Source organism: Stenotrophomonas sp. 99219_Sma (assembly GCF_056480785.1).
On the sequence record NZ_CM151117.1, the window covers coordinates 414,614 to 430,325 of the forward strand.

General features: G+C 62.2%; 15 protein-coding genes. 9 read left to right on the top strand and 6 right to left on the bottom strand.

What is annotated here, in order from left to right:
• Positions 1–89: 89 nt before the first annotated feature.
• From ACZK13_RS01875 to ACZK13_RS01890, 4 genes are all read right to left on the bottom strand, one after another.
• Positions 90–971 (bottom strand): HNH endonuclease, encoded by an 882-nt coding sequence (locus ACZK13_RS01875; RefSeq protein WP_478482199.1) that lies wholly within the window; start codon positions 969–971, stop codon positions 90–92.
• A 625-nt stretch (positions 972–1,596) separates the two neighbouring features.
• Positions 1,597–1,965, bottom strand: a complete 369-nt coding sequence (locus tag ACZK13_RS01880) for a hypothetical protein (RefSeq protein WP_478482201.1) — start codon at positions 1,963–1,965, stop codon at positions 1,597–1,599.
• A 451-nt stretch (positions 1,966–2,416) separates the two neighbouring features.
• Complete coding sequence (locus ACZK13_RS01885; protein ID WP_478482203.1) at positions 2,417–2,842, bottom strand: TonB family protein; 426 nt, start codon at positions 2,840–2,842, stop codon at positions 2,417–2,419.
• Between the two features lie 91 nt (positions 2,843–2,933).
• Positions 2,934–3,143: a hypothetical protein gene (locus ACZK13_RS01890; protein WP_478482204.1), complete on the bottom strand. Its 210-nt coding sequence runs from the start codon at positions 3,141–3,143 to the stop codon at positions 2,934–2,936.
• 195 nt (positions 3,144–3,338) lie between these two features.
• Between ACZK13_RS01890 and ACZK13_RS01895 the strand changes: the two genes are divergently transcribed.
• The 9 genes from ACZK13_RS01895 to ACZK13_RS01935 all read left to right on the top strand — a co-directional run bounded on the left by ACZK13_RS01895 (position 3,339) and on the right by ACZK13_RS01935 (position 13,872).
• Positions 3,339–3,980, top strand: coding sequence for a DUF1629 domain-containing protein (locus ACZK13_RS01895; RefSeq protein ID WP_478482206.1), 642 nt, complete (start codon positions 3,339–3,341; stop codon positions 3,978–3,980).
• Positions 3,981–4,190: 210 nt separating this feature from the next.
• The gene (locus ACZK13_RS01900; RefSeq protein WP_478482505.1) at positions 4,191–4,832 is read left to right on the top strand and encodes a DUF1629 domain-containing protein; all 642 of its coding nucleotides are present in this window, start codon (positions 4,191–4,193) and stop codon (positions 4,830–4,832) included.
• 270 nt (positions 4,833–5,102) lie between these two features.
• Positions 5,103–5,747, top strand: a complete 645-nt coding sequence (locus tag ACZK13_RS01905) for a DUF1629 domain-containing protein (protein ID WP_478482208.1) — start codon at positions 5,103–5,105, stop codon at positions 5,745–5,747.
• Positions 5,748–5,781: 34 nt separating this feature from the next.
• On the top strand, positions 5,782–9,129 hold the full coding sequence (locus tag ACZK13_RS01910) for an XVIPCD domain-containing protein (protein ID WP_478482210.1): 3,348 nt from the start codon (positions 5,782–5,784) through the stop codon (positions 9,127–9,129).
• 217 nt (positions 9,130–9,346) lie between these two features.
• On the top strand, positions 9,347–9,814 hold the full coding sequence (locus ACZK13_RS01915) for a hypothetical protein (protein ID WP_478482212.1): 468 nt from the start codon (positions 9,347–9,349) through the stop codon (positions 9,812–9,814).
• 151 nt (positions 9,815–9,965) lie between these two features.
• Positions 9,966–10,892: an XVIPCD domain-containing protein gene (locus tag ACZK13_RS01920; protein ID WP_180838286.1), complete on the top strand. Its 927-nt coding sequence runs from the start codon at positions 9,966–9,968 to the stop codon at positions 10,890–10,892.
• Positions 10,889–11,524, top strand: coding sequence for a hypothetical protein (locus ACZK13_RS01925; RefSeq protein WP_180838287.1), 636 nt, complete (start codon positions 10,889–10,891; stop codon positions 11,522–11,524). The genes ACZK13_RS01920 and ACZK13_RS01925 overlap by 4 nt, the downstream gene beginning before the upstream one ends.
• A gap of 2 nt (positions 11,525–11,526) precedes the next feature.
• On the top strand, positions 11,527–12,540 hold the full coding sequence (locus ACZK13_RS01930; RefSeq protein ID WP_180838288.1) for an XVIPCD domain-containing protein: 1,014 nt from the start codon (positions 11,527–11,529) through the stop codon (positions 12,538–12,540).
• 186 nt (positions 12,541–12,726) lie between these two features.
• Complete coding sequence (locus ACZK13_RS01935) at positions 12,727–13,872, top strand: YncE family protein (protein ID WP_180838289.1); 1,146 nt, start codon at positions 12,727–12,729, stop codon at positions 13,870–13,872.
• A 50-nt stretch (positions 13,873–13,922) separates the two neighbouring features.
• On the opposite strand, the gene ACZK13_RS01940 is transcribed toward ACZK13_RS01935, so the two are convergent.
• Together ACZK13_RS01940 and ACZK13_RS01945 are read right to left on the bottom strand one after the other, a co-directional pair.
• Positions 13,923–14,984 (bottom strand): MrcB family domain-containing protein, encoded by a 1,062-nt coding sequence (locus tag ACZK13_RS01940; RefSeq protein WP_180838290.1) that lies wholly within the window; start codon positions 14,982–14,984, stop codon positions 13,923–13,925.
• A 294-nt stretch (positions 14,985–15,278) separates the two neighbouring features.
• On the bottom strand, positions 15,279–15,671 hold the full coding sequence (locus tag ACZK13_RS01945) for an XVIPCD domain-containing protein (RefSeq protein WP_180838291.1): 393 nt from the start codon (positions 15,669–15,671) through the stop codon (positions 15,279–15,281).
• Between the last annotated feature and the right edge of the window lie 41 nt (positions 15,672–15,712).

The following is a 15,712-nucleotide window of genomic DNA, read 5'->3' on the forward strand; positions in this document are numbered from 1 at the left end:
AATTGGCACGCATTTGAATTTTATTTTTCATGCAGATACTGATGCATGGAGAATAAATTCTTAACAATGCTGGCATAAAAACTATCCATTCATCTTTTCTTATCAAAAATAACGTCGCGATGGAATTCCATGAAATGGAGTTGCCTATTAGTGAATTCACTACATCGAAGACAATCGTGCAGCTTTAAGCCGAAGCGATCTTGTACATCAGGAGGCAAGGCTGTCGAAACGAGTATTCGACCGCTCGACGAAAAGCTAATCCACCCCCGATCAAACAGCAGATCCGCGTGCGGAGCCAGCAGAAGCCCGTTCTCGCCATCGACGCGCTCGCTATGAGTGCTATCAGCCCATGGCTTGATATGGCTCGCGCGTAGGAATCTAAGGTCCTCAATGCCGGTCAGTCGGCAACCCTTCTCAACGCCAATCAGACGCTCACGGAATAGGCGTTGCTTCGTCCGCACTTCGGTTTCGCGTCTCGCGCTGGATGCGCCGGCATCATCGATAGCACCTATCTCAGCTTGGTCGGTCTCACTTGCCGCGAGGCCCAGTGAGGTTTCCAATGATCTCAAGCGGAACACGATCGCAGACCTTGGCTGCCCTTCTCGATCTAGCGTGCCAGGTTGAACGTAGGAAGACTGGCACATGAACCTACCAAGGTATCGGTAGGGCCGCCCCTTGCCCATCATCTGAAACACTATGAGCGTCTTGCCATCTTCGACGTGCTCGCCGATCGCTCGGTTGCCCGCCACGTACTTCATGTCTCCGACTTGACCCTCGCCGAAGTAGTGAAAGACTTCGTCGTCGTCCCAGAAATCATGGTAGCCATGAGATACGCCGGCCTCGCCAGTGAACGCGATGACTAGCGGATGCTCCTTGGGTGTCGAAATGCCGCCTTGCTGTTGCCCGCCAAATACACCGTGGATCTGCTTTTGACGGTTGTAGAGCGCGCCCACCTCGAATGGGAGTTCCATCCTAGATCCCTGTCCCAGAAGCTAAGTGCCCAGGATTCTAGCCAGAACCACGTTCCTTGTGTCATCGATTGACGCGTTTGGCTGCTAGGGCAGGGTGCAGATGGGGGCTAATGGGAGGCAGGCCTAGGGCAGCTTTTCTCAGGCGCGCTCAAGTTCGTTCTGCGTCTCTCTGGTGAGCCCCATCCATCTTTCCAGCGCTGTAGCCCTATTGCATCGCCTGCGACCGTAGACATGGTGGCTATCAGAAGACTTGGTCCAGAGTTGTCCACGAACAGAATGGCATCGCCACGTAGGCTCATATCAAAGAAGTGTCTACTGGGATCATGCTTTCCGATGGTGATGCCTTGGCAAGCCAACTCCTCGGCAAAGCTCTCGGCGTCGGCCCGAAACAGGGCAAACTCCGAGTCGGTGAGTCTTGGGTAGTTCTCAAGACACATTGTGGTGGCTGGCGCGTACGCCCCGCCAATGATCAATCCCAGGAGTGCTGCCGCCGTCAGGGCAAGCGAAGTCCGGCTCGGCATAATGAGGCCAGTGTTGGAGGCTAAAGGGATCAGACAGCGGCGAATGCTTCGGACCGTGCATACGATCCGGTGCGTTGCATTCGATGTGCATAGCGAAGCACGCTCTATTCCCGAACCTGCAACCGCTCAATAGCCTGCGCGGTCAACGCCACACACGCCATCTTCAACCCTTCCATAACCCGATCCCCCAGGTACTCTTCGGGCGCACCGTTCTGCCGAGTCCGCTCCGCAGCCAACATCAGTTCCGCCACTACACGCAGCCCGGCCAGCGCGCAATCCGCATCCGCCAGTTGAAGACATCGCCCAGGCAATTGATGACGCTCCGGCCAAGGCTGGCCGTCCGCAGCCGCACCAGTGCCGATGCGGTGCAGCGTGGCGACGAAGGCGTTGGGATCGACGGACGGTTCGCGCTCGGCTTCAGCGTTGTCCGGATCGTACTGCGCGTGCAGGGAACGGAAGTCCGATGTGTTCATGGCAATGCTCCGTACAGGACAGATAGCAGCGCCACCAATAAAGGTGGCGGACGGTGCGGGCTCGAAAACCGGTATGTACCAGACCGGCGGATCCGAAGATCCCCACGCACCGCCCGCCATGGAACGCGAACGGATTGCCAGCCGGCGCCACAGAAAAGTGACGCCGGCTGGCAAGCGCATACATCTGGTACAGAGACGGGTTTTCGAGTCCCGCGCCACCCTTTTCCGGTGGCACACCAAGAGATACCCGTGCAGCAACCAAATGCCAAGAAACCACAGGACTGATGATCGCCAGTCCTGACGCTTTCGGCATTGTCGCACACGGTGTTAAGCCAGCAAGCGATTGCGCTGCAACGGTCTTGAAGGGCTTGGCGCTATTGACCCCAAGCGCAGGAATGCTCGCAGCCAGGGCTATGGCGTAGGGTCAATCGCGACAGATTGGAGCGGCGGTTCAGCCGGGCGGCGCCTCGGCCGAGGGCACGAAGGTCAGACGGACCCGTACCCGCGCATGCCGCGCGACACCCTCAACCACGACCGGATCAAAGCGCCATTGGTCCACTTCGGTAAGGGCCGCACGATCAAGCTCCCGCAGTCCGCTGGACCGCGCCACCATCACGTTGGAAACGTGGCCCAGCTTATCCAGTTGAGCAACCAGCAGCACCGCCATGGGAGCCTGCAGGAAGGTATCGAGCGGCGTGGCGAGGGCCGTTGAATACACAATGGCGGGCGCCTGCTGCAGCTTGAAGGAGGGGTTGTCACCGGCCTCTACGAACACTTCAGTGGAAACCTGCGGGTCTGCCGCCATGGCCATGGCAGGTGTGGCGCCCAGCAGCATCAGAACGAGGTTCAGTGCCTGGGCGGTGTTCAAACGGGGCATACGTGGTTTCCATTCCGGTGCGCTACAAGCATAGCGGCCATCCCCTGGAATCGCCTGCCTTGAATGCCTGCGTGCGGGATTTCTGCGCGGATCACATAGGCGCGCCCGGCCGTGGCCACAGCGCATCGTCACGCTCCAGGTCGTAGTCACTGCCGAAGGCCAGTGCAGCCTCGCGTGGAGGGAGGTCTGCGTAGCAGCCCAGCAGGTGCTCATCCATGCCGGCATCGCGGTGATCGATGGCGAACAGGTGGTGGAGCTCCTTGTCGAAGGCTTCGAGCCATGCGGGGTCGATCCTGGTCATGGGCATCCTCCAGTGGGGGGAGGATGGTCTGCCGCCATCTCAGAGGATGCGATTACGGGCAGTAGCTGCTTCTCAGTCATTACAGGGGCTCATCAGCGGAAGCCGCGAACCCATTGCATCTGTCTCGAAACGACCAAGCCAAGAAGGGTAAGCTCCATCAGCGACATCATTGAAGGGAATCCAGGGACGCAGGCGATGAAGCGAAGCCCCACCCAAGGCCCTCAAGCGGGCCAGTTCTACTTGTTCTCACCAGATCTGGAAAGCAGCCGTCCTTTCCGGGGCGCCGAGGTTGAGAACCTGTCGGTGTTGCTCGATCCACCGCGCATCATTCTGCGCCCGGACAATGGGGGTTTCCCGGCGCTTCGCGAGAAGCCACGCATCGTCTTCGACGCTTCCAAGGGCCCTGAGCCACGTGACCTGGAGGGCGGCTTCAGCGGGTACTGGCTCGTCTCGGAACGGCTGTGGCAGGTGATGAAATCCGTGGATCCGCATGCGTTCGACTTTGTTGAGTGTGATGTCCGCCTGGCCGATGGCACACCTATGCCACGGCGTTTCCTGTGCGACGTGGTGCGTGAACTGGACGCGATAGACGAGGAGTGTTCAAGGCTTGATATCGAGATCGATGAGGACTTCGTCAACGGAAAGTTCTATTCGATTGCAGGCGGGGCGAGTCTGGCCATTCGCTCTGAGGTGGTGCGAGATGCGCATGTCTTCCTGACTCCATTCAGCACCTTCGTGATCGCGAGCCGCGAGTTTGTTGATGCAGTTCGCGCGGCGGGGCTCCCCACGAATCCTCGGGATAGCGGCATCTCCTTCGTGGACGCTGCGGCGATCTGACCTTAGGGAGCAGACAACTGATGGCAAGCCAGTTGCGACGTGTTGAACAGCTGCACGGTTCAGTCAGGCACGCCCGGCTGTAGCCGCTGCCCATCGTCCGGCTCCACGTCGTAGTTGCTGCCGAACACCAGGACTGCCTCGTGCGGTGGAAGGTCCGCGTAGCAGCTTATGAGCGCCTTCGATTCACATCAACAACGTGGGATGAAAAGCATGCGATCGGACTCCACCCATCAGCCGCGCAAGGGCGAGTTCTTCAAGCTTCGACCGGATGCTACCCGAGGAGGGAAGGGCCACGGAGTGGTCTTTGATAACGAGCAAGCGTTGCTTGCGACTCCCCGGCTGATCCTGTTGCCCGAAGCCCGTGGCTTCCCTCCACTGCGTGAAACCCCGCGCTTGGTCTATCGGGAGCGGCAGGGTGTCCCTCCACAGGACCTGGAAGGCGGGTTGAGCGGCTACTGGCTGGTCTCCGAGCGTTTGCGCCAGGTCATGGAAGAGATTGACCCTGACGCGTTCGTTTTCGCTGATACCGACTACCGCTTGGAAGACGGTTCAAAGGGGCCAACCTACTTCCTTTGCGACGTAGTCCGCACGCTGGATGCCTTGGATGAGGAAGCCTCTCAGCTCAACATCGTGATCAGCGATGAGTACACGGCAGGGAAATACTGCCGCCTGACCGGTGATGTCCGGTTGGCGTTCAAACGCGAAGTGCTGGGTTCGGCTCACGTGTTCAGATTGCCGTTCCATGGCGGGGTATTCTGCGACCGAACGTTCAAAGATGCGGTGGAAGCTGCCGGCATCGTCAAGGCCAAGAGATCCAACGGGCTCTGGTTTGAAGATGTGGTGAACTGCTGAGTCGGTCCCGGCGCCGACAGAAGGGCACGACTGCGCTCCAAATATGCGGAGCATGGTGCGCGCTGAGAAATCGTAGATTTCCTAATTGCCTCAGAAACCATTGATGGTCAAAATTGCCGTTATCGTCTGCCTTCTCGCAAGCGACGGGCTATGATCTCCGGGAGGGCTCACGGTCTACACTGGAGGTCTTCACATAGCTGGCGGCGAACGCCTTCCCGGGGCGCCGCTCTGTCTCCAGGCTGGAACACGAAATTTGGGAGGAACAAGCGCATGGATTCGTCAAAGCCTAATCAGCCTGTGCCCGGCGAGTTCTATCTGCTCATGCCTGACACGACCCGAAGGGGAAGAGGGCATGGCGTTGAGATCGAGAATGAGGACGCACTGCTGACGCCTCCCAGGCTGATCATCCGCCCCGAAGAAGGCGGTTTCCCTCATCTGGCGCAGAGACCGCGCCTGGTTCTCGATCCAAAGCTGGGGGATCCACCGCAGGACCTCGAAGGAGGAATGAGTGGCTACTGGTTGGTGTCAGAGCGCCTCAAGAAGGCATTCACCGAAATAGATCCCGTTGCCTTTGAGTTCGTGGAGTGTGACTACGTGCTTCCGGACGGCACAGAGGGCCCAACGTACTACCTGTGCGAGGTTGCTCGCGAACTGGATGCCGTCGACGAGGAAGCGTCGAAGTTCCGGGTCATCGTTGATGAGGGCTATCCGGGCGGAAAGTTCTACGACCTTCGTGGCGGAGCAAGCCTGGCATTCAAGAGGGATGTAATCGCGGATAGTCACGTCTTCCGCACTCCATATTCTGGTGACCTTGTCTACTGTGACCGCATATTCCGAGATGCCATACGGGCTGCGGGAATCGGAAGTGACGGTGAAACACGCGGCCTTAGGTTCAAGGACGCATTCGATATCTGAAGCAGATATGTGATTTCATGGATGAGGTGTTGATATGCCGGCTGATCGTCCGATCCTGCAGGATCACCATGTAATCGAGCAGCAGACCTTCAGGAATGATCCGCTGCTCAGGGTGCTCGCCAAGGCAAAGCTCATTGAGAAAGATGCCTTTGAGAATCGCCTTTACATGCCAGCTGATCGGGAGCTTGCGCAGGCAATGCGTATCTCGCCGCATAGTGGCGGTCCGATAGCTGACTATCAGGACGGCATCGGTTTTGAGCTGAGGCAGTTGCAGTTTTCCCGAGACGGACAGGAAGCGCTGCGTGGTGATCCAGCGGCACTCCAGCGCGTAGCAGCGCAGGTCAAAGACCTCCGCGACACCATGACGGTCGGCCTCGTCAATGGAGACCTTTATACGAACGCGCCGCTTGGCATGCGCGCTGATGACATTCGGCCCGTGACGCAGTCGTTCTTCCTCGAGAACCGGAGTTACGCTCAGCTCCACGCATCGAAGATTGGTTCGCTTGCCAGCTTCGGACCGGTAGACCGCAGCTATCTGCTGGTGACGGAATCCGAGTCGCGAATCGTTGCTTTGCTTGAACATGCCGACCTGACGGGAAGCAAATTGACGAAAGGCAGAAATCTTGAGCTTCAACGAAGCGGATTGTCTCTCGCAATTTCCAATGCCCATCATGAAGGGCGGACTCTTCTTTCTGAGTCGAGCATTCTGACCGTTGAGCGCGTACTGGGCGAAGAGGCCGCCTCACGCCTTCGTGCTCCGGTCGGGCAACGCGGCGGAGTTACCCTGGACCTCCTCCTCGGCGAAGCCTCCACCAGCCAACTGATCCGCTCCGGCGGCCTGCTCGCCTCCGGCGCCGACGCTGTAGTTACCGCCCGTCGCACCTCGCAGCTGCTGGAAGAGGGCAACGGCACCGCCGCCCAGTCCGAGCTCACCCATGCCTTGGCGCGCAACGGAGGTGGCTGGGTCGGTGGCATGGCCACCGCGTCGGTGATCGGCACGTCCAGCTTCGTCCCTGCGGCCATCGTCGCGGGCGATGCGCTGCTGATGAGCAAGGCGTTCGACAGGGGCGCAGATCTGCTCGACAACCGCGCCGTCTACCGGCAGACCGACAAGGCCGATGTCACATGGCAGTTCAATGGCCTGAACTGGCAGCGCCAGGCGGTTATGGACAGCACAGGCGACGGCCTGGGCAATCCGGCTGAGCGCAGTGTGGGTGCCAGTTACGAGAAGGCCCGCGAGCTGGGCGCATATGCCCATGTAAAAGCGGTAGAGCTGGCGCTGGGCAAGGCGCCGCCGCCGCGGGATCCTTTCAGCATCCCGGCGCGGGACGGCGAGGGCCGTCTGGACAATCCCAACTGGCACCGCGATGCGCAGACCGAGCAGTGGACGCGACAGGTCAAGATTGGCGTGTCCGGTACCAACGACCGGGGTGTGTATGAGACGCAGACCGCCAGCCCCGAGCGCACCAACGAGTTGAATCGCGAGGCGGTGCAACGCATCGAGAACAACATCGGCAACGGCAAGGCCGCGATTGCCGCCAGCTACCTGGAGACCTACGCCGCAACCCGCGCCAGCGACTTCGTGCCGCTGGTGCCGGAAGCGGTGGAGCAGGCGCGTGCCAGGCCCGACGCCATCCGGGGCTCGGACAACCAGCTCTACCAGCGCGATGAAGCAGGACAATGGAGCCATGCTGGCCAGATCGCGCCGGGGAACATGGCGCTGGAGTTGGAGCTGACCCGAGCCATCCAGCAGCCGTCGCTCGATCAGTTCAACCAGACCATCGCCGCATTGGACGCGCGGCCATTGCCGTCTGCGGCGGAAGTGAACCAGAACGAGCTGCGCCACAGCTACTACGCTGCGGGCGTTGCGCTGACCCCGGCGTGGGAGCAGGCGGTTGCGCTGGCCACGGCGCGCACGCGCGAGCAGCACGGCATTACGGGGCCCACATTGCAGGAGCTGGGACCTGTAGCCGAGGGCAACGCGGGCGCCTCCCGGCCCATCAACCATTACCAGGTGGGTCAGGATGGTGTGGCGCGCGCCGTCGCGACCACCAGCACGCTGGAGCTGCAGGCCGCATGGAAAGAGGTGCGGACGCGTGCCAATGAGCAGGCGCCGGTACCGGACTCGCCCGAGCTGCGCATAGCGGCGCTGTCGGCGGGTGAGCAGGAGGCGTACCGGCAGGCACTGCAGGAGGCAAATCGGCTGGGTGCTGCGCAGGTGGATGCAGGACAGGCTGCACGAGCGGCCGCGCAGGTTGCACATGGCGATAAGTCATCTGAGCAGGATGGGAGCGTGGAAGTGCGGCCGGAAGAGCCGGCCACTGCGCAGCCCATCGCGCCTGCGGCGGTTGTGGCGGCGCCGCCAGCGGTAACGGTCACGTCACCGCCTACGCCCGCCCCACAGGACAAGCCCGAGTCTCAGCGGCACGCCGAGCAGCGCGATCCGCCGCGGCGTGAGGCGGAGCCCGAACCTCAGCCCCATCCAAACTACGAGGCGCCCACCGAAAGCCTTACCGCCTCACAGACGCCGGAGCCCACCGGGCCTATGCAGGCGCACCCGGCCGTGCTTGAGCGCGCGACGCCACACGCTACCGCGCCTCTGGCAGCGGCAACGCAGGCGGTGCCCACGCAGCGCACAGAGCAGGTAACGGAGCCAGAGCAGATGGCTGCACCTGCGGTTGCTGCCACTCCAAAGCAGGACATGGCAGTGCAGGAGGTCGAGCCGGTGCCCTTCAAGGAGCCGCTGCCTGCTGAACCCGCGCGTGATCCGTGGCCTTTGGAGCAGGAAGTGGCACAACACGTGCCGGAGCCCGAACCGGCTCCGTTGGGTGACCACGAGCCAGTCACTGCGGCTGTCACTGTTTCTGACGAGCCCACGATAGCGCCAAGCCCTGAGCCGGCCGCGCCCACACCCGCACCGGATGAGGCATCGGCCCCGAACCGGGCGCTGCAGGACCCCACGCAGCCTGGCCACCCCGATCACGCGCTGTATCAGCAGATCCGCGAGGGCGTGGAAGCGCTGGACGCCAAGCACGGCCGCAGCTTCGATGAAGTCAGCGAGCGAATGACCGCCAGCCTTCTGGTACTGGCCAAGGACAACGACCTGGATCGGGTGGACCATGTGCTGGTGAGCAACGCTACGCGCGAACACCCAGCTGGGCACATGCTGTTCGTGGTGCAGGGTGAGCCAAGCAATCCGGCCCATCAGCGCGCTGCGATGCCGACCGAGATGGCGGCGCAGACATCAGTGGAAGAGTCGCTGCAGCAGTTCGACTCTGTCAGCCGTGAAGCGCATCAGCGTGCGCTTGCCAATCAGATGGACCAGCAGCTGGAAGATCAGCGGGTGCAGCACGACATCCAGATTCGTGCGGCGAGCATGTGATGAGCAAGGCACGCGCTGCACTGGCGACCTGCACGGAGGACTGAAGATGACGCCACATGGAAAGCGCCGGATATGCATGCTCGCGGGACTACTCGTTCTTCTGGCTACCGCGTGCCGGCCCGATGCGGCTCGCGACGCAGGCTCGATAGCAGAGGCCCATCGTCCGGATCTGGTGCCGCTTGTGCGGGCCATGCCGACTACCTCAATGGATGCACCATTGACGGTCGAGTTCGATGTGGCTGCTCCCAGAAAAAATTCCTCTCCAACGCTCATGATCGGCATTCGCGTTGACCGCACGGATAACACCACGGCGTTTGGGGCACTGGCCGATGCTCGGGCGTCCGGGTTCCAGGCGGAGGTTTCCATGCAGCGCCTGGAATCGAGTGGATGGAAGGACGTGCCGTTGCTCCGGCTGGAATCGATCATTGGGGAACCTGCCAGGACGATTCCCATCCCCGCCGATGGTCGAGTAACAAGCGCGTGGCTGGACGATGCTGACGTACTGGCGCTGCAGAATGCTGGGCTGGAACGACCCGGCGACACCTATGCACAGCTGGCCTTCGCATGGGCGCGCAATCCGTCGCCGGGCCGTTACCGGGTTGAAGTGCAACTGCATTCGCCTCTGACGCAGCTTGATCCGTATCACCCCGAACTGCTGATTGCCTACCTGCGCAGGCCCAAGTAGCGAAGGAGTCAGCTTCTTCCCCTTGGGATTGCTGGCTGGTTCACACATTCAGCAAGCCAGCCGTGGCCTTAGCTTTGTCCTCCACCTGCCCCCCATCCCACCTATGCCATCATCCAGCCAGGACCGCAGCACCCATCAAGGCTGAACAGGCATGGAGCAGGCAACACGCTACACGGCAACTCTTTATCTGGCCGCGCCCGGCACCCCATTGAAAAGTGGGGGAATCTCGCCGCGCGGCCACATGTACCTGCAGGTGGCGGCAGGCGACGAGGCCCACAGCTACGGCTTCGCACCGCCGCGCCAGGCGCCGGGCGAAACCCGCACCGGCGTGCAGTACGCGCAGGTGCGCCTCGACGATGCCGACGAGCATCTGGACCCGTACTACAGCCGCACCCTGGAAATCACCGAGGAGCATTACGGTTGCCTGCGTGACTTCGCCGAGGAACCGGCCGAGTTCGAATTCGATGTTGATCGCCCGGCCACCATCAACCGCTGCAGCGATTTCGTCTGGGCGGCGCTGCACTACGCCGGGCTGCATCCGCTGCCGGCGCCGCTGGATGGCGGCAGCAACCTGGGCGAGTTCGCAGTGCTGTTCAACCTGCCGGAAATCCAGTGCATTGCTGCGCCGTTCCCGGGCAGCGATCTGAATGCCGAAACCCACCATGCGATGCCCGAGCGCGAGGCCGAACATCATCGCCAGGGCGACCGTGCCAGCGATGCGCCGCCGCCGACGCCGATTGAAGTGGCCGGCACGCTGCTGGACCCTTCTCATCCCGACCATCGCCTGTTCTCGCAGCTGATCCAGAAAGTGGCCGAACTGGATGCCGCGCATGGCCGCCCGTTCGATGCGGCCAGCCAGCGCATCAGCGCCAGCCTGCTGGTGCTGGCCAAGCAGAACAATCTCTCGCGCGTGGACCACGTGCTGCTCAGCCAGCCGACCAAGAGCAGCCATGCGGCAGAGAGCATCTTCATCGTGCAGGGCGACCGCAACGACCCCGGGCACCGCCGCGCCAGCATCGCCACTGAAGTGGCGGCCAAGACGGATGTGGCCGATTCGCTGCGGTTGAAGGAGCAATGACGCGGCCACAGCGGCGGGGGGCGGTGGTACTGGCGGTGCTGGGCGCGCTGGCGGCATGCCGTGCGTCACCAGCGCCTGAGGTTGCGCCGCCCCTGCTGACGCGCGCACAGGCCGAGTCCCGCACGGTTGTGCCGATCACGCGGGCCGTGCAGTTGCAGAAGGCCGGTCGGATTGCCGAGGTCACGTTTGATTTGCCGGCACCCCAGAAGCCGGCCATTCCGATTCTGAACATCGGGTTGCGGCTGCAGGATACCGACGCGCGGCGGCTGCTGGATGCTTCGGAGAAGATCACTCTCGGACGTTTGCCAGCGCGGCTGCGCCTGGAGCGGATTGATGGCAGCTCGGCTCGTCATGTACAGCTCTGGCAGCGTACCCGCGATGGACGCGACTCGCAGAAGATCGCCGATGATGGCGTGGTCACAGACCTGACGACGGGGAGTGTGGACATCAACAGCTTGGCCGAGGCCGGGTTGTACTCTGAAGACGTGCTCTATCGCACGCTGCAGCTGGCGCAGGTCGGAGGCATTGCACCCGGGCGCTACGTTCTGCTGGTCGACCTTGTGGAGGATCGACCCCCGCTGGATGGCCTGAAAGCAGAATTGATCATTGGCTACCAATCACTAGGAAAGTAGACATGCACAAGGACGAAGCCGAACGCTACAGCGTAACCATCCATCTGGCGGCCCCCGGCACGCCGCGCTACGGCCGTGATGCCGAGGGAAACAGGTTCCTGCTGGAGCCTTCGTTCGCGGGGCACATGTTCCTGTCGCTGCGCCGTTCGGGTGAACCCTTGCCGGAGAGCATTGGTTTCACCCACGCAGGCACCAAGGACGAGCCGAACAGGGGCAAAGTCGATGACATGGACGTGTCGGTCTACGACAAGCCCCGCTTCGAGCGCACGATCGAGATCAGCAAGGAGCAGTACGACCGCATCCTCGAGTTCTCGGCGGACCCGAAGAAGCACGGCTTCGACATGAACTACGACTTCTTCGCCAACGCCTGCACCGATTTCGCATGGGGTGCCCTGAACCACGCAGGCCTGCGACCGGTCGGGCTGGCCGGGGAGATCACCAACTACGAGGGCGCCACCAAGGTCCTGGACAACATCCGCGCGGTCAACGCCATCCCGCAGCAGGTGAAGGGCAGCGAGCTGGACAGGGTGCAGTGGAACCCGATGCCGAAGCAGACGTTCCGCGAGTGGATGTTCACCGAGAACGGCGAGCAGTGGCGCGGCAACAGTGCACTCGCGGCAAGCGGCACGCCCGCAGACCCGGCGCACGACGATCATGCCCGCCTCAACCAGATCCACCAGCAGGTGGCCGACCTCGGCGCTTTCGGTGCACGCAACGGCAATGTCAGTGCCAGCCTGCTCGCGCTGTCGAAGGAGCAGCAGTTCTCGCGCGTGGACGAAGTGGTGCTGGGCGAGCAGCGCGGTGATACCGCACCGAAGCTGTTCATCGTGCAGGGGGACCGCAGTGACCCGGCACACCAGCGCGCCAGCATGCCCGCGGAGGTTGCAGCGCAGGCACCGGTGGAGGCCTCGTTCGAACGGGTCGCTCAGTTGCAGCAGAACCCGCCGCAGCGCGATGTGCAGCGCCTGCAGGAAGAGCAGCAACTGCAACAGAGCCACGGCCCACGGATGGCATAGCCGGCGGACGCGGTTCCAAGGTCGAACGTCTGCCACGCTCAGGCAGACGCACGCCACGCCCCCCACCTGCTACCATTCCCCCGCAACCCCAGCCAGCCCACCCTGCGCAGACAGATGCGGGGCGGGCCGTCGCAGTACGGCCCAGCGAGCCAGGACACCCTCCCGTGCCCATTCAAGGACGCTCGCATGTTCCGTAATCCTCTCTTCCGCTCGGCCGCCCTGGCCGTTGCCGTTTCGCTCAGCCTCGGCGCGCCCTCGGCCTTCGCCGACAACGCTCCCGCCGCCAGTGCCACCGCCGCCGTGCAGCGCCAGGCCGTGGCCAAGGGCCTGTACGAGCTGGCCTACAGCCCGAAGCAGAACGCCGTGTTCGTGGCCTCGTCCGGCGGCTTCGGCGATGACGCCGGCCCGGCACAGGTGCTGCGCCTGAACCCGGCCACGTTGGCCGTGGAAACCCGCATCCCGCTGGAGCGCAAGGCGTTCGGCGTGGTGCTGGATGACGCCCACAACCGCCTGTACGTGGGCAACACCGTGGACCTGTCGGTGACCGTGGTCGACACAGCACAGAACAAGGCCGTCGGCACCATCCAGCTGATGGAGAAGAAGACCGGCAAGGACGGCAAGGCTGCTTACACCCACGACCTGCGCGAGCTGGTGGTCGACAGCGCCGCCAACCGCCTGTACGTGACCGGCCACAGCAGCCAGCCGGATGTGAGCAGCGTGCTGTTCGTGATCGATACGAACACGCTGAAGGTGATCAACACCATCGACGGTTTGGGCAATGCCAAGGCGCCGGGTCTGGCGCTGGATGCGGCCAACAAGCGCGTCTACACCAGCAACCTGCTGGCCGATCTGGTGGTGGTGGGTACCGATTCGAACAAGGTGGTGGCGCAGCACAGGATCGCCGCCGAGCAGCCGATGAACATCGCGCTGGACCCGGCCGGCAAGCGCCTGTTCGTGACCGACCAGGGCTCGGAATTCCTGCGTGGCTACCAGGCCAAGAGCAGCGGCCTGGTCAGCAAGCATCCGGGCCAGCGCGTGCTGGTGCTTGACCGCAGCAACGGCAAGGAACTGGCCAGCATCCCGACCGATGCCGGCCCGCTGGGCATCCTGCTGGATGCACCGCGCAAGCGCCTGTACGTGACCAACCGCGAAGCCGGTACGGTGACCGCGTACAACAGTGACAGCTACCAGAAGGTGGCGACCTACAAGGTGCCGACCCACCCGAACAGCCTGGCGCTGGATGCGAAGAACAACGTGTTGTTCGTGAGCATCAAGAACGGCGAGAAGGATGACAAGGGCGCCGACGAGAGCGTGGCGCGGATTCAGCTGTAACGAGCAAAAGTCGGCCGCGCTTGAGAGAAGCGCGGCCGATTCATTGGGTTCTACGCAATACGATATCGATAGGCGAGAGCTTGCAGGTTCGCATCCGAGATTTGCCACGGCTGCTGAATGTGTGCGGTTCCTCCGGCGCAAATGGGTACTCCGTCGTGCGACTGCAGTTGGATACCATGCACGACGAACAGGCCGTTGTTCGGATGATGCTTTAGGTGGTGCTGCACTTCGTTCTTGGTGAGCACGATGTCCCCCAAACCGCCGGTGGTTCCCTTCACCTCGATGTAGTGAACCTGGCCTTCCTTTCTGATCTCCAGATCGTAAGGGGCCGTAGCACTCGTATCCTTGATTTCATATCCCGCGCTGCCGAAGTGCTCCTTGGCAAGTGCCATCGCTTGCAGCTCCACTGCTCGGCGCTGAGGCTGCGTGAGCCCAAAGCCCTGTCCAGACTTCTTGCGACCCGAGGCGGTCTCTTCGATCGCCTCGACCACTGCAATAACATCCGGTGAAGTTTGGCCGCTACGCTTCTGGGCCGGCTCACCTCGATAGATGCTCTTCAGTAGACGCGCCATCGTGAGCATGTCGGCGCGCAATTGATCATCGGATGGAACGTGATCCTTGGCGTAGAAATACGAAACAGCTGTGGTGCTTTCGTAAGCCTTTGCCAGAGAGCCGCCGCCCAAAGTCATGGATTTGAGTAGTCGTGGATCCGCGGTGATGTCATTCTCAAGTATCTCCAAGGCCCATCTGGTTAGGCGCTGAGTCTCGCCCGGGGAACGCTTGATAAAATCGCCATCAATCTTCTCGGTAGAGGCATGGGAGACCGCTAGATAGACGCCGGAGCCATCCTCGCGGAACAGCCAAACCACATACCAGCCCTCGGTTGCGGTGGGCGAGCGTGCTTCGGATGCAAAACGAACCCACGGAACTTGGGACTTTCTGCCGATCCCATCACGCCCAACGAGTAAAAAATCCCCCGGCTCGATGTCTGATGCAAGGCGAAGTTGCTCGGCGTTCTCGCTAAGCAGCTTGGGTAGCTGATGCTTGATGATCTGGCCGCGAGCCTGCATGGCAGCTGTCGGCAATGAACTGTATTGAGGCTGCAGTTCCATCACCTTCTGCAATTCGTCCCTGATACCCACGACGCCCCCTGCGCAATTTTCGATAGACGCAATTAATGCATACAGGGATATCGATCCGCAATGCATATCAAGTCGGTGTCATTGGCGTCAAGGCATGTCGTTTGTGGGTGGTTTGGCGCAGATATGACCAGCAGCCCCTGCAGTTCGCGGTAGGCGGGGCTCCGGTCGGGATAGCTTCCGATTGGACTGAATCTCAAGTAGGGCGCTGCAGGTCAGCGGACGCCCTGGTCACGTGATGGCCGGCTCTGAGCGGCGCCGGCGTGCTTACCCCATCCGGTGCGCAGGATTCTGCATTTCCTGCGCCTGCACCTCGACCTGCGGCTGCCCACCCAGCCCCAGCTTCTGCATCGACTGCTCCACCGGCGTCTGCGCCGCCACAGCCGTCGGCATCATCGCGCGCAGGTGCGCCGGATTGGCCGGGTCGCCCTGCACGACGAAGACGTTGTGCCCGGCCGGATGATTGGCCGTGGCGTTGCTGACCAGCACGTGGTCGACCTGCTGCAGGCCCTGCTCGCGGGCGAGCACGGTCAGGCTGGCGGTCAGACGCTCGCTGGTCTGGTCGAACGGACGGCCATGCTGCGCGTCCAGGGCGGCCACGCCCTGGCGGATCTGCTGGTTGAGGCCGTACTCGGGGTGGTTGGGGGTGATCTCTGCCATGGGGCGATCTGCAGCGGTAGGTCGTGATGGACCTGGGCAGT